The organism is Streptomyces sp. LZ34, from assembly GCF_053890475.1.
On record NZ_CM132680.1, the window covers coordinates 10,972,836 to 10,989,818 of the forward strand.

15 protein-coding genes and 4 pseudogenes are annotated in these 16,983 nt (G+C 67.0%); 5 read left to right on the forward strand and 14 right to left on the reverse strand.

Annotation, left to right across the window (positions count from 1 at the left end; all coding sequences use genetic code 11):
- Positions 1–64: 64 nt before the first annotated feature.
- Both ACWY4P_RS47190 and ACWY4P_RS47195 read right to left on the reverse strand, forming a co-directional pair.
- Positions 65–637 (reverse strand): TetR/AcrR family transcriptional regulator, encoded by a 573-nt coding sequence (locus ACWY4P_RS47190; protein WP_456206966.1) that lies wholly within the window; start codon positions 635–637, stop codon positions 65–67.
- Between the two features lie 458 nt (positions 638–1,095).
- Positions 1,096–1,494, reverse strand: a pseudogene (locus ACWY4P_RS47195) (winged helix-turn-helix transcriptional regulator); the annotation flags it as partial.
- A 45-nt stretch (positions 1,495–1,539) separates the two neighbouring features.
- Between ACWY4P_RS47195 and ACWY4P_RS47200 the strand changes: the two are divergent.
- Positions 1,540–1,680, forward strand: a pseudogene (locus tag ACWY4P_RS47200) (aromatic compound degradation protein PaaI); the annotation flags it as partial.
- A 279-nt stretch (positions 1,681–1,959) separates the two neighbouring features.
- Here ACWY4P_RS47200 and ACWY4P_RS47205 read toward each other — a convergent pair.
- The 5 genes from ACWY4P_RS47205 to ACWY4P_RS47225 all read right to left on the reverse strand — a co-directional run bounded on the left by ACWY4P_RS47205 (position 1,960) and on the right by ACWY4P_RS47225 (position 8,041).
- On the reverse strand, positions 1,960–3,027 hold the full coding sequence (locus tag ACWY4P_RS47205; RefSeq protein ID WP_456206967.1) for an alkene reductase: 1,068 nt from the start codon (positions 3,025–3,027) through the stop codon (positions 1,960–1,962).
- 367 nt (positions 3,028–3,394) lie between these two features.
- The gene (locus ACWY4P_RS47210) at positions 3,395–3,646 is read right to left on the reverse strand and encodes a hypothetical protein (RefSeq protein WP_456206968.1); all 252 of its coding nucleotides are present in this window, start codon (positions 3,644–3,646) and stop codon (positions 3,395–3,397) included.
- Positions 3,647–3,695: 49 nt separating this feature from the next.
- A complete protein-coding gene (locus tag ACWY4P_RS47215; protein WP_456213295.1) occupies positions 3,696–5,588 on the reverse strand; it encodes a propionyl-CoA synthetase in 1,893 nt (630 codons plus the stop codon).
- A 184-nt stretch (positions 5,589–5,772) separates the two neighbouring features.
- On the reverse strand, positions 5,773–6,813 hold the full coding sequence (locus ACWY4P_RS47220) for an alpha/beta hydrolase (protein WP_456206969.1): 1,041 nt from the start codon (positions 6,811–6,813) through the stop codon (positions 5,773–5,775).
- 214 nt (positions 6,814–7,027) lie between these two features.
- A complete protein-coding gene (locus ACWY4P_RS47225; RefSeq protein WP_456206970.1) occupies positions 7,028–8,041 on the reverse strand; it encodes an NADP-dependent oxidoreductase in 1,014 nt (337 codons plus the stop codon).
- Positions 8,042–8,273: 232 nt separating this feature from the next.
- Here ACWY4P_RS47225 and ACWY4P_RS47230 point away from each other — a divergent pair, with 232 nt between their 5' ends.
- Positions 8,274–8,747: a winged helix-turn-helix transcriptional regulator gene (locus ACWY4P_RS47230; protein WP_014173802.1), complete on the forward strand. Its 474-nt coding sequence runs from the start codon at positions 8,274–8,276 to the stop codon at positions 8,745–8,747.
- A 35-nt stretch (positions 8,748–8,782) separates the two neighbouring features.
- Here ACWY4P_RS47230 and ACWY4P_RS47235 read toward each other — a convergent pair whose 3' ends face one another.
- From ACWY4P_RS47235 to ACWY4P_RS47245, 3 genes and pseudogenes are all read right to left on the reverse strand, one after another.
- A complete protein-coding gene (locus ACWY4P_RS47235) occupies positions 8,783–9,322 on the reverse strand; it encodes a CGNR zinc finger domain-containing protein (RefSeq protein ID WP_456206971.1) in 540 nt (179 codons plus the stop codon).
- 41 nt (positions 9,323–9,363) lie between these two features.
- On the reverse strand, positions 9,364–10,062 hold the full coding sequence (locus ACWY4P_RS47240) for an SDR family oxidoreductase (protein ID WP_456206972.1): 699 nt from the start codon (positions 10,060–10,062) through the stop codon (positions 9,364–9,366).
- A 281-nt stretch (positions 10,063–10,343) separates the two neighbouring features.
- A pseudogene (locus ACWY4P_RS47245) lies at positions 10,344–10,523 on the reverse strand (integrase core domain-containing protein); the annotation flags it as partial.
- A gap of 431 nt (positions 10,524–10,954) precedes the next feature.
- On the opposite strand from ACWY4P_RS47245, the gene ACWY4P_RS47250 reads away from it, so the two are divergent.
- Positions 10,955–11,176 (forward strand): hypothetical protein, encoded by a 222-nt coding sequence (locus ACWY4P_RS47250; protein ID WP_456206973.1) that lies wholly within the window; start codon positions 10,955–10,957, stop codon positions 11,174–11,176.
- A 413-nt stretch (positions 11,177–11,589) separates the two neighbouring features.
- Here the strand turns inward: ACWY4P_RS47250 and ACWY4P_RS47255 are convergent, their stop codons facing one another.
- Positions 11,590–12,123: a GNAT family N-acetyltransferase gene (locus ACWY4P_RS47255; protein WP_456206974.1), complete on the reverse strand. Its 534-nt coding sequence runs from the start codon at positions 12,121–12,123 to the stop codon at positions 11,590–11,592.
- 225 nt (positions 12,124–12,348) lie between these two features.
- Positions 12,349–13,239 carry a helix-turn-helix domain-containing protein gene (locus ACWY4P_RS47260; protein WP_456206975.1) on the reverse strand — a complete coding sequence of 297 codons (891 nt, stop codon included), beginning with the start codon at positions 13,237–13,239 and terminating at the stop codon, positions 12,349–12,351.
- Positions 13,240–13,374: 135 nt separating this feature from the next.
- Here ACWY4P_RS47260 and ACWY4P_RS47265 point away from each other — a divergent pair, with 135 nt between their 5' ends.
- Positions 13,375–14,394 (forward strand): NADP-dependent oxidoreductase, encoded by a 1,020-nt coding sequence (locus ACWY4P_RS47265; RefSeq protein ID WP_456206976.1) that lies wholly within the window; start codon positions 13,375–13,377, stop codon positions 14,392–14,394.
- A gap of 11 nt (positions 14,395–14,405) precedes the next feature.
- On the opposite strand, the pseudogene ACWY4P_RS47270 reads toward ACWY4P_RS47265, so the two are convergent.
- A pseudogene (locus ACWY4P_RS47270) lies at positions 14,406–14,636 on the reverse strand (ISAzo13 family transposase); the annotation flags it as partial.
- A 240-nt stretch (positions 14,637–14,876) separates the two neighbouring features.
- Here ACWY4P_RS47270 and ACWY4P_RS47275 point away from each other — a divergent pair.
- Positions 14,877–15,209, forward strand: coding sequence for a hypothetical protein (locus ACWY4P_RS47275; RefSeq protein ID WP_456206977.1), 333 nt, complete (start codon positions 14,877–14,879; stop codon positions 15,207–15,209).
- A gap of 314 nt (positions 15,210–15,523) precedes the next feature.
- Here the strand turns inward: ACWY4P_RS47275 and ACWY4P_RS47280 are convergent, their stop codons facing one another.
- Complete coding sequence (locus ACWY4P_RS47280) at positions 15,524–16,579, reverse strand: nucleoside hydrolase (protein WP_456206978.1); 1,056 nt, start codon at positions 16,577–16,579, stop codon at positions 15,524–15,526.
- Between the last annotated feature and the right edge of the window lie 404 nt (positions 16,580–16,983).

Here is a 16,983-nt window from a genome sequence, read left to right on the forward strand (position 1 = left end):
TCGGCACGAGGCGAGGTTGGAGAAGCCTCCCGGTGACTCTGGGGGCGGCCGTGAACTGTCCCCCTCAGCGCATGAAGGTGAGGGCGTTCTCGATTCCCTGTTCAAGGACCTCATCGGCGAACTTGCGGTCGGAGAGAGCACGGGACAGTTGCAACGCCCCCACCATCATGGTGAAGAGCCCGATGGCCTTACCACGAGCGGACTGCGGATTCTCGGGTGCCAGGCGGGCGGCGATCTCTTCCACGATGTCCCGCGCGCCGTCGGTGTAGGCCTGCTTGGGCCCGTCCCCGCAGCGGCCGATCTCGTCGAGCAGGGCGGCGGACGGGCATCCGTCGCTGGGGTGGTCCCGGTGCTCAGGCGACAGATATTCGCGAACCAGGTCTTCGAGTCCCTGGCGGCCAGGCCGCAGGGTGCTGTACCTCGTGATCTGCGTGCGCAGTTGGTCGGCCACGACATGGGCGACGAGATCGTCCTTGGAGGCGAAGTGGGCGTAGAAGGCTCCGTTGGTGAGCCCGGCATCCGACATCAGCGTGGAGATGCCCGAGCCGTCTATGCCGTCCTGCTTGAACCGGTGGCCGGCCTTCTCGATGATCCGTTGCCGCGTCACCTGCTTGTGCTCCTTGGCGTAGCGCACCACAAGCTTCCTCCATTCGTTCCGTAGGGCCGTTGCCTCGCATCCAAGCCTAATCCATGGCCTGACGCACGTAATATTATGATCGGCAGGCAATTTCGGTTGTCGACCTGCGACGACCCTTCAGAGTCGGGGCATGCCGTGAGTGACGTTCCGGAGTTCGGCCGGTGCGACGACAGCAGTCACCTGGACCCACGTCTCCGCGCGAGGACTGCGGTTCGCCTCCGTGCGTTGCTGCACCCCGGCCCGCGAAGCCACTCCGGACGGATCTTCGGTGCTGCTGGACGCCCATGCCCTGGCGGTCGGCGTGCTGGTACGGCCCAGTCTCCTCGGTACCGGCGCTCGTGCCTGCTCGACGCACTGTGGTGAATCCCCCCAGGGTCGCCTGCGGGGCATGCTCGTGATCGAACCGGGGGCGACTGATGTACCACCGCCGTTCGGCCCGCGAGTCCCGGACCGATGGCTCACGACTGGAGACGGGCGCCAGGTCCCAGCCGGGCGGTGACGTCCCCAGGGGCGAGGGCTGAGTGCTCCGCGGAGCACTCGACGACGACGCGGACCGGAGCATCGCAGTCGGTGTGGCGAACGTCCAGCACGGGGCCCTCGGGGCCGAGGGCGTACGTCTCGCCCCACTGGCTCAGTGCCATCAGGACGGGCCACAGGTCCCAGCCCTTGCGGGTCAGGCGGTACTCCTTGCGGGAGCGGCTGCCCGGCTCCTGGTAGGGGGCGGTCTTGAGGACGCCGGCCGAGATCAGCTTCCGGAGGCGGTCGCTGAGGACGGCCTCCGACAGGCCGATGTGGCGGTGGAAGTCGTCGAAGCGGCGGACTCCGTTGGCGGCGTCACGCAGGATCAGCAACGTCAGATCCCGCGATTCTGGCGCAAGCCGCCGGACGCATGGCAGGCATCAATGCGCGCCATCGGTACGATTGTCAGCAAGGGTCGTCAAACCGCCCTTGCTTAGGCCAAGTTGGTCGACGCGAACGACCGTCTGTTCGCCCACGCCACCAGTAGCTGCATGCTCTTCCCGGTGCCGCCCTCTCAAGGGTGAGGCTCAGCGGCGACCGGTGAATCGGACCTGACCTCCGATGCGCCGATGTCTCATCCCTCCCCCCATTTCATCCCTCCTCGCTGCCGACCGGCGGTGGTTGATGTCTGTGCGGTGATGCCGGACTCCCTTCGTCCACTGCGCAGAACGCCGGGTACGACGTGAAACGGCTGCGGCGCACGTCGGTGGAGCCCCTAGCTCTTCGGTTCGCCGGGCCGCCGTGCGCCGCAGCTGTGTTGAGGTGCCCGAAGCCAGTGGTTCCCTCGGGCGCCGGGCCCTTCGTCAGGCGGCGTAGGTGGGGTAGTCGGTATAGCCGGCCGCGCCGCCGCCGTAGAAGGTGTTGGGGTCGGGGGTGTTCAGGGGTGCGCCGGAGCGTACGCGCTCGACGAGGTCGGGGTTGGCGAGGGCCATGGTGCCGACGGTGATGACGTCGGCCAGGCCGTCTTTGATGTCCTTGGCGCGGGTGGGGATGTCGGCACCGGCCCGGTTGAGGATCAGTGTGGTCGGCCACAGCTTGCGGAGGGTGAAGAGGAGTTCCTCGTCGCCGCCGTGGCCGATGTGCAGGTAGGCGAGGTTGAGCGGGGCGAGGGCGCGCAGGAGGTGCGGGTAGAGCTCGTGGGGGTCGCTCTCCGCGAGGTCGTTGAGTTGGAAGGGGTTGCCGGGAGAGATCCGGATGCCGGTGCGGTTGGCACCGATCTCGTCGGCTACGGCCGTGGCGACCTCCACCGCGAAACGGATGCGGTTGTCGAGGGAGCCCCCATATTGGTCGGTGCGCTGGTTGGCGCTGGGGAAGAGGAACTGGTTGACCAGGTAGCCGTTGGCCCCGTGGATCTCGACGCCGTCGGCGCCGGCCGCGATGGCTGCCGCGGCGGCGCGCCGGAAGTCGTCGACCGTCGCGGCGACCTCGTCGGTGGACAGCTCGCGCGGCACCGGCATCTCCTGGAGCCCGGACGGGGTGAACGTCTGGCCGGCCGGCTTGATCGCGGAGGGGGCCACCGGCTGCCGGTGGTGGGGGGTGTTGTCCGGGTGGGCTATGCGCCCGGCGTGCATCAGCTGGATGACGATGCGCCCCTCGGCCTTGTGGACGGCGTCGGTGACCTTGCGCCAGCCGGCGATGTGTTCCTCGGTGTAGATGCCTGGGGTCACCGGGTAGCCCTGGCCGTCGGCGGAGGGCTGGGTGCCCTCGGTGATGATGAGCGCGTGCGAGGCGCGCTGGGCGTAGTACTCGGCGTTCATGTCGGTCGGTACGCCGTCGGGGGTGGCCCGGCTGCGGGTCAGGGGGGCCATGGCGAGCCGGTGCGGCAGGGGGATCTCTCCGACGACGGTCGGGTTCCATAGGGCGTTCAGCATGGGTGATTCCTCGGGTAATGGGTGATGGAACGCTAAGAGGTGGGGGCGGACACCGTGTGGGCGTGGTCGACGGGGGTACCGGGTTTTCCTGCTTCCGAGCCCGGTAACGCACCCGTCATGACCCCTACCGGCCGAGCCGCTGTGGGCGCGATCCATGGAATTATGTTCATAATACTATGCGTGCGGGGCAGGCGGTCACAAGTGGGGTCCCTGGGGTGGCGGTGACGGCCGGTGCGGGTCTGGGCCGCACCGCAGGCCACAAACGAACGCCTCCCGTAATACCAGGACAGTCCGGGGCAGCAGCCTGCTCCGATGTGAACCGACACCCCGCCCGGCGGCAGCGTGACTTCTACGGGGCAGCGCCCGCTCAAGCCATCGCCGTCGACACCCCCTGTGTCCTGGCGGCGGGTGGTGCCCTGGCCTCAGTCGTATCAAGGCCACGCTCAAGAAGATCCACACGGGCAGCGATGTGCCCGGGCAACGCCACTGGCGCCAGTTCGGCGACGACCTCGTACTTCCACACCTCCGGAAGCTCGCTGCGCAAGTGCTGCCGCACCACGCCGACCAACTGATCTCGCTCGGGGTGCGAGGCCCCGAGCGAGATCACTGAGGAAGACATGGGCGTCGGTTCCCACCGCTCGCCCTCGGCCAGGCCGCGAGTCAGCCGTTCACGGGGTGTGACCGGGGCGGCGGCGGAGAACAGGGCGCAGGACCTCGATGACGCCGGGGTCGTCCACTGTGGAGGGGATGGGCTCGTCGTGGCCGTCGGCGATGCCGCGCATCGTCTTGCGCAGGATCTTTCCCGAGCGGGTCTTGGGCAGGGCGGCTACGACCGAGACGTCCTTGAGGGAGGCGACGGCGCCGATGCGCTCGCGTACGAGCTGGACGAGTTCGGCCTCGACCTCGCTCGGTTCGCGGTTGACGCCGGCTTTCAGAACGACGAAGCCGCGCGGCACCTGTCCCTTCAGGGCGTCGGCGACACCGATGACGGCGCATTCGGCGACGTCGGGGTGGGCGGCCAGGGCCTCTTCCATGCTGCCGGTGGACAGGCGGTGTCCGGCGACGTTGATGACGTCGTCGGTGCGGCCCATGACGAAGACGTAGCCGTCGTCGTCGATGTGGCCGCTGTCGCCGGTGAGGTAATAGCCGGCGTAGGCGGAGAGGTAGGAGGCGACGTAGCGGTCGTCGTCCTGCCAAAGAGTGGGGAGTGCGCCGGGTGGCAGGGGGAGCTTGACGACGATCGCACCGTCGACGCCCGCGGGCGCCGGCTCGCCCGAAGGGTCGAGGACGCGGACGTCCCAGCCCGGCAGCGGGAGGGTGGGGGACCCGGGCTTGAGGGGAGCCGCCTCGATGCCCACGGGGTTGGCGACGATGGGCCAGCCGGTCTCGGTCTGCCACCAGTGGTCGATCACCGGGATGCCCAGAAGATCGCTCGCCCAGTGATAGGTCTCGGGGTCGAGGCGCTCGCCGGCGAGGAAGAGGTGGTGCAGGCCGGTCAGGTCGTAGCCTGCGGCGAGCGATCCCCGCGGGTCCTCCTTGCGGATGGCCCGGAATGCGGTAGGTGCCGTGAACATGGTCTTGACCCGGTATTCGGCGGCAACGCGCCAGAACTGGCCCGCGTCCGGGGTACCCACCGGCTTGCCTTCGTACAGGACTGTCGTGGCGCCGACCAGCAACGGCGCGTAGACGATGTACGAGTGCCCCACGACCCAGCCGACATCGGAGCCGGTGAACATCGTCTCGCCCGGGCTCACGTCGTAGACGGCTCCCATCGACCAGTGGAGGGCGACCGCGTAGCCGCCGCAGTCACGCACGACTCCCTTGGGTTTTCCGGTCGTTCCGGAGGTGTAGAGGATGTAGAGGGGATCCGTGGCGGGGACGGCAACGCAGTCGGCCGGCGGTGCGGCGGCGACCAGGTCGCCCCAGTCGAGATCGTCGGGCCCCAACTCGGCCAGGTTCTGCGGACGTTGCAGGATCACACTCTTTTCCGGCTTGTGAGCCGCGAGTTCGATCGCCCGGTCGAGCAGGGGCTTGTACGCGAGAACACGCTTGCCCTCGATGCCGCACGAGGCGGAGACGACCACCTTGGGAGCCGCGTCGTCGATGCGGAGGGCGAGTTCGCGCGGGGCGAACCCGCCGAAGACGACCGAGTGCACCGCGCCGATACGTGCGCACGCCAGCATCGCGATCACGGCCTCTGGGACCATCGGCATGTAGATGACCACACGATCGCCGTGCCCCACGCCGAGCTGCGCGAGTGCTCCGGCGAAGGCCGCCACCTCGTTCCTCAGCTGCGCATAGGTGTAGGTGCGCCTGGTGCCGGTCACGGGTGAGTCATAGATGAGCGCGCGCTGTTCGCCGCGGCCGGCTTCGACGTGCCGGTCGACCGCGTTGAAACAGACGTTGAGCCGCCCGTCGGGAAACCAGCGGTAGAAGGGTGCGCCCGAGGAGTCCAGGGCGCGTTGCGGGGTGACATCCCAGTCGATGCCCTCGGCCGCCTTCAGCCAGAAGCTCTCCGAGTCTTCGGTACTGGCGCGGAAGACATCCTCGTACGTTCCCATCGCGCACTCCTTTGTGGCATCGAGGGGCAGGCGTGTGGCGGCGTGCAGAACGGTGCCGAACACAAGTACCGCATGTCGGCCGACATGGTCGAGCAGGATGCCGGAGACCAGCGGCCTGGTCACCGGCATCGTGGTGGTGCAGCGGGCCCGGCCGACAGGCCCCGCCTTCAGATTTTGGTTCCGCTCACGCGCCGAGATGCCGACGGAGCCACTGGCCCATCTGCTGGATGGCCTGGTCGACCTCGGGTACGCGTCCCGCGCCCAGGACGAACGAATACTGTCCTTCGGGCAGAGGGTGTACCTGGGAGGTGACGTTGAAGTCCGCGAGTCGGCGGCCGAGCTGGGCGCCGTCGTCGGCGAGGGTCTCGTACTCGCCGTAGTGGACGATCGTGGGCGGCAGGCCGGTCAGATCGGCGTTCACGAGGCTGATCTGCGGGTCGTTGAAGTCCACTCCGGGCTCCTGCAGCCAGGCTCCTCGGAACAGCTCGAGCGTGTTCCTGCTGAGCATCTTGTCGTTCTCTTCGTTCTTGTCGACCGCGGCGTTCTGCAGGGTGAGGTCGGTCCACGGTGAGACGCTGGCGATCGCGCCTGGGGTCGCCTCGCCCTTTGCGAGCAGGCGCAGCGGCAGCATCACGGCGAGGGTGCCGCCGATCGAGTGGCCCGTGCTGCCGATGTTCCGCGGCTCGTAGCCCTGGGAGAGCAGCCATCGGTAGGCGGTCTCGGCATCGTCGAGCTGTGCAGGGTGGGGGTGTTCGGGTGCCAGGCGGAAGTCGACGACGAGGGAGCGGGCGCCGGCCGCCTTGGCAATATGGCCGGCGGCCTTGCGGTCCGAGTGCATGGAGGCGGTGACCGACCCGCCGAAGTGGAAGTGGAGGAGTGCACGGTCGGGGTGGGCGTCTTCGGGGATGCACCAGAGGGCGGGGACGCCGTCTGCGTCGACTTCGGCGTAGGTGACGCCTTCCGGTTCGGTCGAGGCCCGGTGGTTCGTCTCGACGATGTCGCGGATGACGGCCAGGTCGAGGCCCGGTGTCGACGACGACGCGGCGAGGGTGGTCTCGTCACTGACCGTCTCGTCGCCGGCTTGCGCTCTCCCGGCCGGCCGCGCGGCGAAATCCCGGTGTGTCCACAGTCCGTCCGTCCGTCCGATCGTGTGCCCGTGTCGCCGTCGTGCCGCGGGGGTCGCTTGCCTGCACGACCTGCGCGGGCAGGGGCGGTACCGGTGCACTGTGGCACGGGAGGACGGGCATGTAGGGCCTTGACCATGGCTCAGGTTGACGTTGAGCCGCGTGGCGCGCTGTGCCGCGAGCGTATGACGTCACGGATGGCACCGAGATGCCTACAGCAGCGGGCCTCCGTGAAGGTGGTCGCCATAGGATCGCCGACGGCGTCGTCGCCTTCTTAGGTGACCGCCGGGCGGAAGGCCTGCGGCCGACCTGATCTCAGTCGCTGTCGGGCACCATCGAGACCACGACCTTGCCGGCCTTGGTGCGCCCCTGCTCGACGTACGCCATCGCCTCGAGGGTCTGGTCGAACGGGAAGGTCCTGTCGACGACCGGGCGGAGCTTCCCGCTGTCGTAGAGGGCGCCCAGCTTGCGCAGTTGGGAGCCGTTGGCCTGCATGAAGAAGAACTGGTAGCGCACGCTCAGCGCCTTGGCCTGCTTGCGGATCTTGCGACTGAGCGTGTTCATGACGGCACCCATGAACGAGGGGGCGCCGATCTGCTTGGCGAACCCGGCGTCCGGCGGGCCGACGACGCCGATGGCCAGGCCGCCGGGCTTCAGCACCGTCAGAGACCTTTCGAGGTTCGCCCCGCCCAGGGAGTCCAGCACCAGGTCGTAGCCGGACAACACCTTCGAGAAGTCTTCCTTGGTGTAGTCGACGACGACATCGGCGCCAAGGCTCCTGACCAACTTCTCGGTGTCGGTGTGCGTCGTCGTCGCTACCGTGGCGCCGAGGTGCTTGGCGAGCTGGATGACTGTCGACCCGAGGCCACCGGCACCGGCGTGGATGAGCACCTTCTGACCCGGCTCGACGCGGGCACGGTCGACGAGGATCTGCCAGGCGGCCAAGGCCACCAGCGGTACCGCGGCTGCCTCTTGGAGGTTGAGCGAGGCCGGCTTGGGCGCGACATCGTCCTGGTCGATTGAGATGAACTCCGCGAAGCCTCCGATCCGCAGGTCCCGCGGACGGGCGTAGACCTCGTCGCCGACTTTGAAGCCGTGTACCGCGGAGCCGACCCGCGTCACGACGCCCGCCACGTCGTGTCCGAGTGCAAATGGAAGCTTGTACTTCAGGAGTTGCTTGAACTCCCCGTTGCGGACCATTTTGTCCAGCGGGTTGATGCTGGCCGCGCTCACTCTGACCAGGACGTCGCGGTCCCCGACGGTGGGCTCAGGCACCTCTGCGGCGCGCGCGCCGTCCTTGCCGTACTTCTCGACGACGAAGGCCTTCATATCAGCCGCCCTTCTGTGTGATCTTCTCGGTGGTTTTCTCGGTGGTCGATGTGATTGTTCGGGCAGCGGGTGGACCTGGGAGGTGGCGTTGACGTCCGCGAGGCCCGCTTCGCGTGTGCGGCCGGGTCGATGTACGGTCATGACGTTACTGGCTGGGTATGGAAAAGTAAACTCAGGTGAGGTTAGAATCACCCCCATGGATGCGTGGACCGAAGCTCTTCAGGACGTCGGCATGGACCCCCGTCTCGACCGGGACGTGTCGAACTGCTCGATCGCGCGGACCCTTGAGGTCGTGGGTGAGAAGTGGACGATCCTGATCCTCCGCGAGGTCTGGTACGGCTCGTCCCGCTTCAGTGACTTCGAACGCGTCCTCGGCTGTCCTCGCAACCTCCTCGCGACACGGCTCCGGATGCTCGTGGAGGAAGGGATCCTGGCCACCGAGACCTACAAGGAGCCCGGCTCGCGGAGTCGGCCGAAGTACGTGATCACCCCCAAGGGCATGGATCTGGTCCCAGCCGTGATGGGGCTCCTGCAGTGGGGCGACCGATACCGCGCCGACCCGGAGGGGCCCGCTGTGCTGGCGCGACACCGCGCATGCGGCGCGCACGTCGACGTCCAGGTGCGCTGCGAACGAGGCCACTCCGTGCAGGCGGAAGACATCGAGAGTGTCCCCGGCCCTGCATTTCGTATGAAGCCCGCCGAGTGAGCTGAGCGCGGTTGCGTCAGGCGATCGGCGCGAAATCAGCGGCGGTTGTGGGCGGGGGAGCGGTCCAGGAAGCGCAGGGCGCATGTGTCCGCGCCGCAGATACATACGCGCCGGATCTTGGCGGACAGGAGCAGATCGACGGCGTTCTGGGCGACGAGTGCCGGCGCGGCCGTGGGGTCGGCGGCGAGGCTCGTGGTGCCGGCGGGCTCCAGGCATCCGTCCGTGACGGCGATTCGCAGGGCCGTCCGGGGCCTCCGCTGCCGATCGGTTGAGCAGCTTGACGTCGGCGGATGAGGCAGCCGGCCGTCGGCGACCGCGAGCACGGCCCGGTCGACCGCCTCGCGCAGCTGTCGGCCCGACGCCAGGACGGTGGCATCGGCGGGGTCCGGGGCGCCCGGCGTGAGCAGGCCGGCCTCCTGAAGCCAGAGGATCAGTTCGCCCGAATTCCGGAGCGTCGGCGCTGCCGCGCCGAGCCGGTTGCTTGCGGTGCTGTGTCCTGGCGTTCCCTCGGCAGAGGTGCCTGGCGATTGAGCAATGGGTGCGGATGCCGGTGCTCGGCGTGCGACACCGAGCACCGGTATGTACCGGCTTGTGCGGATTCCTGGGCGGCTGCCCCTCAGGGGAGCTGCGGGTAGAGCACGGAGACGCCCCCGGACAGCGCGGCCTGCGCCTGGCGGGCGGCGTTGTCCGCGAGGATCTCGTAGGTGCCGGCGGCGATGCCGTCGACGGCGATCCGGGCGATGTCGGCGGGGTCGGACTTGGCTGCGTCGACTGCCCGGACCATGTCGGTGTCCATGTAGCCGACGTGCAGTCCGGCCACTTGGATGCCCTGGCCGGCGAGCTGCACGCGCAGGGCGTTGGTGAGCGACCACTCCGCGGACTTGGCGGCACAGTAGGCGCCGATCTCCGGGAAGCTGACCCAGGAGAGGCCGGACAGGACGTTCAGGATCGCCCCGCCGCCGTTGGCTGCGATCTGCGGCGCGAAGCTCCGGGCCATCGAGAGGGTCCCGAAGTAGTGGGTGTCCATCTCCAGTCGGATGTCGTCCAGGTCGGCTTCGAGCAGGTCGGCGCCGGTGGCCGACCCCGCGTTGTTGATCAGGACGGTCACATCGCCTGTGGCCTCGGCGGCGGCCGCGACGGAGGCTGGGTCGGTGATGTCGAGCGCGATCGGCATGGCACCGGGCAGGTCGACCTGGTCGGGATTGCGGGCGCCGGCGTAGACGGTGGCGCCGCGGTCGAGCAGTTCGGCGGCGAGGGCCCGGCCGAAGCCCCGGTTGGCTCCGGTGACAAGGGCAGTGCTGGTGGAGAGGTTCATGGAGAGTTCCTGGTGAAGTAGGAAAGGCGTGCTCATCGGATCGACCGCGCCGGTGGTGTTCCCGGTCAGCCGCAGGTCAGGCGGTCGGGCCGGTGTGGTGACCGTCGGGTGCGGGTCGGGCGGTGGGGCTTGGGTGAACTCGAAGGAAGACCAGGGCGCTGGTGGTGTGGCCTGACCAGGAGAGCTGTCGGCCGAGTCGTCAACAGTGAGGACTCAAGGTCGTTAAATTATGCTCGTAATGCTAAGTGGTGTGAGTCGGTGATCGCAATGGGGGCGATGGCCCGGTCGCGGATCACACAGCGCAACGATTCGTGGCGCACGCCCACCTCAAGGTCGAGGTTGCGGGCCTGCTGGGCTGTCCACTGCGCGGTCGGATGAGCGGTGACGCCGGTGATGTGGAGGCGGCGTGTGCCGTGCTGGAGGAAGACCAGCGCGTAGCCCCGGCGGGGATCCACCAGGTCGAACTCGTTGGACCGTGGGTTTTGCGGCGGCGCTGGGATGACGGCCCTGCCGTTACCCGCGAAGACGGCGTCGAACACGGACCACGGTCTCCTCATCACCGGTGAACGACACCTGCGCACGGTCCTGACCAGGTACGTCGAGCACTACAACGCGGGCCCATCACGTCCTGGCCCACGTCTTCAGCGCCGCAGCAATCAACCTCCACCGCATCGACGCCCACCTGACCGGACGCCCCATCGGCGCCACACGCCGCACCCACTTCGCCGACCTCGACCTCAACCTTCGACCCCGCAGGAGGACACGCACACGCCACCCATGAATCGGGCGACAGAGTCCCGCAGGGTTGGCGATCGGAGTCCCGGCGGTGTCGGCATGTGAGATTGGTACCTCGGGCCACAGGGGTAGGTCCGGTTGGCGCATACTGATGACAATGACAAAGTCAAGTGTGCCCCAGCGCCGTCTGCCCGCCAGCCCCTTCAAGGCGCAGGAATCGCCACCCGAGAAGCACTTCGTCGTAGCGGACCGGGTGACGCACGATGCGTACGGCCTCGGTCGGGTCGTCGGGATCGAGGAGGGGATCGCGGTGCTCGTGGACTTCGGTTCGCGACGGGAACGGATCACGAGTCCGTACGCCAGGATGACCGTACTGTGAGGGTGCGGTGTTCGGCTGGGGTGGAGCGGGTGGTCATCCTCTTCCCGACGTCGGGATGCCCACTTCTACAGGTCGACTCTGCTCAACATCCCGCCATGAAAGGGAGGCTTCTCATCAGCACGAACTCGCCATTCTCCGTACCGGAACCGGCGCCCTATCGATCCACGACGGAATCGCCGCTTCCCGCGAGGAACCCCTTCCAGGCCCCGGACTTCCGGCCGGTTGTATCTGGAGACTCAACTGTCACGGCGGCGGAGCCGGCCACCCGGGAGTACCTGAGCAAGCCCTTCTCTCCGTCGACGTAGTCGCCACCGGCTGGTGTGTGCGCCAGCGAACCGGCATGGCCGGTCGCCGGTGTTCGCGGAGGCCGGTTTGGCGCGAGGATGAGGGGCGGCCGTGGTGGGTCGGTGGGTTCATGCGGCGAACTCGGTGAGATCGATGGTGTAAACGCACAATGCAGAGCCGTACGCCGGGTGCGTCGTTTCGCGTTCAGGCACCATGCCGAGCTTGCGTATCACGTTCTGGGACGCGTCGTTACCCACCCGGTTGATGCTGATGACGCGGCCCAAACCGCGATCCTGGAGTGCGAACTCGAGCGTGGCGTGGGCGGCTTCGGACGCGTATCCCTGGCCCCAGAACTGCCGCCCGAGCCGCCAGCTGATCTCCACGGCGGGCAGCACCTCCGGCAGGAAATGGGGCAGGGACAGGCCGGCGAAACCGGCCAGTTCGCCGGAGGCCAGCAGTTCGACGGCGAAGAGGCCGAAGCCCTCGTCATCCCACTCCTCCTCCCAGTGCTCGATGTCCGCCGCCGTATGGTCCAGGTCGTGGACCGAGCCATCGCCGATCCAGTGCATGACCTGCGGGTCCGCGTTGATGTCCGCCATGGGGGCGATGTCGTCGTCGTGCCAGCGGCGGAGGATGAGGCGGGGGGTGCGGATCTCGGTCATGGCATCCATTCTGTCGAAGACGGGGCCGCGGCGGTAATCGGATCCCGTCCACGCTGCCCGTCCCGCTCGATACGCGCAACAAATGGGAAATCAGCGAAGACCATTCTGAGTGATCATGCTCCGGCTGCTGCCCAGGCTGCGAGGACGGCGCGGGTTTCTTCGGGTGTTGCCTGGTAGCGGGCTCGGGGCCGAAAACCCCAAATGAGATGACGTCTAATGTCAAGGTCAATGATCCTGTTGTCTCGCTGCAGGATGGCGTCCCCGGGAGGAGCTGGTCTCCCTGGCCGGCTCGGTCGGCGTCAATGTGGACGAGGCCAGGAGCATCAGTTTGTCGGCGTCTGCAGAGCCGGGCTGGGCGTGAAAGAGGATGAGATGGGGCCCGTCTGTCCCGCTGATCTCGAGCCTCTCGCGGTTGAGTCGCAGTTCGCCGACCTGCGGGTGGTCGAATCGGATTGACGCACCGCGCTGCGCGCCCACGTCGTGACGGTTCCATAGGGCACGGAAGCGAGGGCTCGCCAGGGACAGCTCCCCGACGAGCTCGATGAAGCGACGATCCTCCGTGTCGACGCCGACGGCACGGCGGAGGCTGGCGATGTAGCACTCGGTAGTGCCGTCCCAGTCGAGGTGGAGAGTCTTCTCGGCAGGATCGAGGAACACGTCGAGCAACTGGTTGCCTCCCACCGAGAGGCGGGGCGAGAGCGCGATGGCCAGGGGATTCGCGGCCAGGATGTCGAAGTGGCGGCCTTCCACGAAGGCGGGGTGCGGCAGCGTCGACAAGAGCTGGACAATGCCGGCCGGTACGGTCTCCCTGCGAGGTCTGCGCCGCGTCGGTCGGGGCTTGTCCGCGACGAGGCCCAGCAAGTACGTCATGCTCTCGTCGTCGAGCTGGAGCACGCGTGCGATGGACTCGAGAACCTGCACGGAGGGATTGCGGTCGCGTCCTCGTTCGAGGCGCAGGTAATAGTCGACGCTGATGCCTGCCAGCGTGGCGACCTCTTCGCGCCGCAGACCGGGCACCCGCCGCCCACCGAGATCAGCAAGGCCTGCCTGCTGGGGCGAGACGAGCGCGCGGCGGGCGCGGAGGTACTCACCCAGGTGATTCGGCTTGTCCGTCATGTCCCCAAGGTAATCGGCGAAGACACAGGCGAGGGGGCCCTGTCACTACCTGGTTCGCGAGGGCACTGGCTCAGCCCCCGCACCCACGTTTCTCTTGGCTGACATCACTTGTCCGACACCAGGAGAGGAACTTCCATGAGTACACAGGTGAATCGTCAGATCGTCCTTGCGGCACGGCCGCATGGAGACCCGAAGGAAAGTGACTTCGCCATTGTCGAGGGGGCCCTGCCGGTTCCGGGCGACGGTCAGGTGCTGATGCGAAACGTGCTGCTCTCGCTGGACCCCTACAACCGCATCATCATGGGTAACGCGAACAGCGACCAGCCCTCCATCGACATCGGCGATCCGATGTTCGGCTTCACGATCGCGGTCATCGAGCAGAGCGGCAACCCCGGCTTCGCGGTCGGTGACTACGTCGCCAGCATGTCCGGCTGGCAGGACTACGCAGTGTCCGACGGCTCGGACCTCAGGAAGATTGATCCGGAAGCGGCGCCACTGACAGCGAATCTCGGGGTGCTCGGGATGACGGGTCTCACCGCGTGGGTGGGACTGACCAAAATCATCAACCCGAAGCCGGGCGGCACCCTTGTGGTCACGGCCGCGGCAGGTGCCGTCGGCACGGCTGCGGCTCAGATCGGCAAGCTCCGGGGATACCGGGTCGTGGGGGTCGCCGGCGGCCCCGAGAAGTCACGCCACCTACTGGTGGACCTTGGCCTGGACGCCGCCGTCGACTACAAGGCACCCGACTTCGCCGAGCAACTCGCCGACGCCGTGCCTGACGGGATCGACACGGTCTACGAGAACGTGGGCGCCTCCATGTTCGAGGCACTGTTGCCCCACCTCAACCTCAAGGCCCAACTTGCGGTAGGCGGCGTGATGGCACAGATCACTCGGACGCGGGCGTTCGAGGGACCAGACCGCCTGCCGGACCTGTTGAGGGCTGTGGTTTACAAGGACCTCACCGTCCGCGGCTTCTCCGTACCCGACTATTTCGACAGCTATCCGGAATTCCTCGCCGACCTGGCCCCGGCGGCGGCACAGGGCAAGCTGCGCTACGCCGAACACATCATCGAAGGACTCGAGAACATCCCCGCCCTGTTCCCGGAGATGTTCCAGGGCCGCATCATGGGCAAGATGATCGCGAAGATCAACTAAGGGCTTGCAGATCATTGACACGTCGCCTTGATCTTGCTGTTGGGGTCGCTGTCCAGGGCGATGAGCCGGGCCTGGAGAGTTGTGAGGGCGGCGGGTGGGGTGGTGGCCGGCGGGACGCTGATGCCGTGTGTATCGAGCAGTCTCCTGATCTTCGGCAGGGTGCGGTGCATGGCGGTCCGGCTGCTGTTGAACAGTACGGCGAGGGGTTCCGCGGCCAGGTTGACGCGCAGGTGGAGCACGGTGACCTGTGGGGTTCCAGAACACAGCCACCTGCGATGACCTGCGTTTCTACGTCGCTCGCTCGTATTCGTTGATGAGGCCGCCGAGGCACTGTCGGCGCTTGATCCGCGCATGGGAAAAGCTGGACGTACTCAGTCAGCGCGGTGCGTAGGTGACGTCGGCCGAAGATGAGCATCCGGTCACTGACCTCAGAGCGGACGGTACGTACGAATCTCTCCGCGGACAGTCCACGGTCCGTCCGGATGGCCGGTCACTCCGAGGACATGCACGTACCGGGTGCCGGGGGCTTCGTCATGGAGATCGCCACCCGACGCGTCCGACTCCTCATCACCGGCGAACGACACCTCCGTGCCGTCCTCACCACGTACGCCGAGCACTACGACACCGGACGGGGCCACCGCAGCCTCGACCTACGAGCCCCAGACGACCACCCGAGTGTCATCCCCCTGCCCGCTGCCGTAGTCCGACGGCGACAGCTACTCGGCGGCCTGCTCAACGAGTACCACACCACGCCACCCCGACGACTTCTCCATCCACAAGAAACACCCAGCTCAGCGGCCTGCTCGGAATATTGACACCCTTCAGGGCGACCGGACTTGATGCCCCGCGGCATCAGCGTCTCCAACATCGCCCACTGCGCGTCTGTCAGATCTCCCCGAGTCATGAAACGTGATCATCGCGCGACCTTGATCCACTTCTGAAGCACGCCCTAGCCCACCTGCGGCGATGACTTTTCGAGCGGGGCAGGGTGTGTTCCTGTTGGTCTGCGGACCGCCAGCTATAGGGTCCCCTGGGCGTGGGGCGCCAAGGCCCAGGGGTGTCACGCCCCCGCCGCTCGCGGCCGGACCACAACCCTTGGCGCCCCACACCGTCAAGGTGAAACGAGCTGTCAGGAACTGTAAAGCAGTTCCAGTTTGGCAAAGAAATCACCGAACATGAGTCGCGTATCGACGCCCGTGTAGACGCGGATTTTCCGGCCGGAAGAGCGCGCGGTGTAGGTTCCATCCGCGTTCAGAGTCGGTGCATACCTGGTGGTGTATGGACTGGTGTAGGTGGCGGTCGCTTCCCACGGCGATGTCAGGGCGGTGAGCAGGACGAGTGGTGAGTCGCCGAGTTGGTAGACCTCACCGAAGTTCAGGGTCTTTGACATCCTCTCGTAGAACGCGAGCTGGTACTCCCAAAGCCAGCGGCCGATCGCCCCAGCGGGAGCGACATAGCGTTGCAGTTCGAAGTCCGACACCATGCACATTCCATACACATCCGATGGGATCTGCCAGATCGGAATCGTCGAATCGTTGAACAGCACTTGAGCGGCGATCGGGTCGGTCGAAAAGTTGTACTCCTTACCGCCATCCGGGTAGGACGCTCCCCCGATCCAGACCAAAGTCGCCTTGTCGGCGATCTTCGGCTCCATCAGATAGGCGCTGGCGACGTCGGTCAGCGTCCCACCGGCTGTTATGTAGAGCGGCAGCTTGGTGTCCGTACGCATCGCCTCGGCAACGATTGCCTCCGCTCCGGCGGTCACGATCGGAGTCTTCGCGTCCTTGAGCTTGTCGTTCGACCCGGCGCACGCTTTCACGTCCTTGCGGCCCATCAAACGAAGTACCTTCACGGCGTTCTCGTAGGCATGCTGCGCCTGGTGCTCGGCTTTGTCGAACGGGTCCGTCGGCAGCAGAGCATGCGCCCCAATGACCTGCCGCACCTCGGTGGATGGTGACAGGACGTGATGGACAAGAGCGAACAAGCCGTCGGGGTCGGCTCCGAAATCATTGCTGATGATCGTTCGCGAACGCGGTCCGGCAGGCGGTACGAACCCCTGACCCTTCGCCCCGCTTGGGCCCGGCGACTTCGCGGTTGCCATTCCCTCGCCGAGTGCCAGTGTCGCACCGGCAACGCCTGTCGCAGTAGCACCATGCACCAGGAAACGCCTTCGACTGCTATCCATTGCTTCCCTCTTCCCATTGCTTTAACCGCGGCTCGAGGCGAATGGCGCGTCGTGCACCCTCCGCTCATCGTCCGGCGCCGCCCGGTGGCCGAGCGATACCACGAGGCCGGCTGATTTGTCTGGGCCAGGATGGTTGAGTTGCTGATTCTTGAGCGACGGGACAGCAGTCGGACCGCGTCTCATTTCCTTCGCGGTGAAAACGGCCGACAGCGTGCTCTTCCCGCTCAGAGGGGCGTCGCCGATGGAGGCGGGACGGCGGTTTCCATGCCGAGTGGACAGAATTCCGCATCGAGCGCGAATGCGCATGCGGCCATGCGAGCCGGCTGCCTTTTCGCTCCGTATCGTCCGCCGCTTTCGCCTGCTCGGCTGGCGAGCATTAAAGGGGACGTTCGCGAGTCTGGTCA

Coding starts and splice junctions, on each gene's coding strand:
- ACWY4P_RS47205 (WP_456206967.1), bottom strand. CDS start 3,027: ATGCTGAACGCCCTATGGAACCCGACCGTCGTCGGAGAGATCCCCCTG.
- ACWY4P_RS47210 (WP_456206968.1), bottom strand. CDS start 3,646: ATGTCTTCCTCAGTGATCTCGCTCGGGGCCTCGCACCCCGAGCGAGAT.
- ACWY4P_RS47215 (WP_456213295.1), bottom strand. CDS start 5,588: ATGGGAACGTACGAGGATGTCTTCCGCGCCAGTACCGAAGACTCGGAG.
- ACWY4P_RS47225 (WP_456206970.1), bottom strand. CDS start 8,041: ATGAAGGCCTTCGTCGTCGAGAAGTACGGCAAGGACGGCGCGCGCGCC.
- ACWY4P_RS47230 (WP_014173802.1), top strand. CDS start 8,274: ATGGACCCCCGTCTCGACCGGGACGTGTCGAACTGCTCGATCGCGCGG.
- ACWY4P_RS47240 (WP_456206972.1), bottom strand. CDS start 10,062: ATGAACCTCTCCACCAGCACTGCCCTTGTCACCGGAGCCAACCGGGGC.
- ACWY4P_RS47250 (WP_456206973.1), top strand. CDS start 10,955: ATGACAAAGTCAAGTGTGCCCCAGCGCCGTCTGCCCGCCAGCCCCTTC.
- ACWY4P_RS47255 (WP_456206974.1), bottom strand. CDS start 12,123: ATGACCGAGATCCGCACCCCCCGCCTCATCCTCCGCCGCTGGCACGAC.
- ACWY4P_RS47260 (WP_456206975.1), bottom strand. CDS start 13,239: ATGACGGACAAGCCGAATCACCTGGGTGAGTACCTCCGCGCCCGCCGC.
- ACWY4P_RS47265 (WP_456206976.1), top strand. CDS start 13,375: ATGAGTACACAGGTGAATCGTCAGATCGTCCTTGCGGCACGGCCGCAT.
- ACWY4P_RS47275 (WP_456206977.1), top strand. CDS start 14,877: ATGGCCGGTCACTCCGAGGACATGCACGTACCGGGTGCCGGGGGCTTC.
- ACWY4P_RS47280 (WP_456206978.1), bottom strand. CDS start 16,579: ATGGATAGCAGTCGAAGGCGTTTCCTGGTGCATGGTGCTACTGCGACA.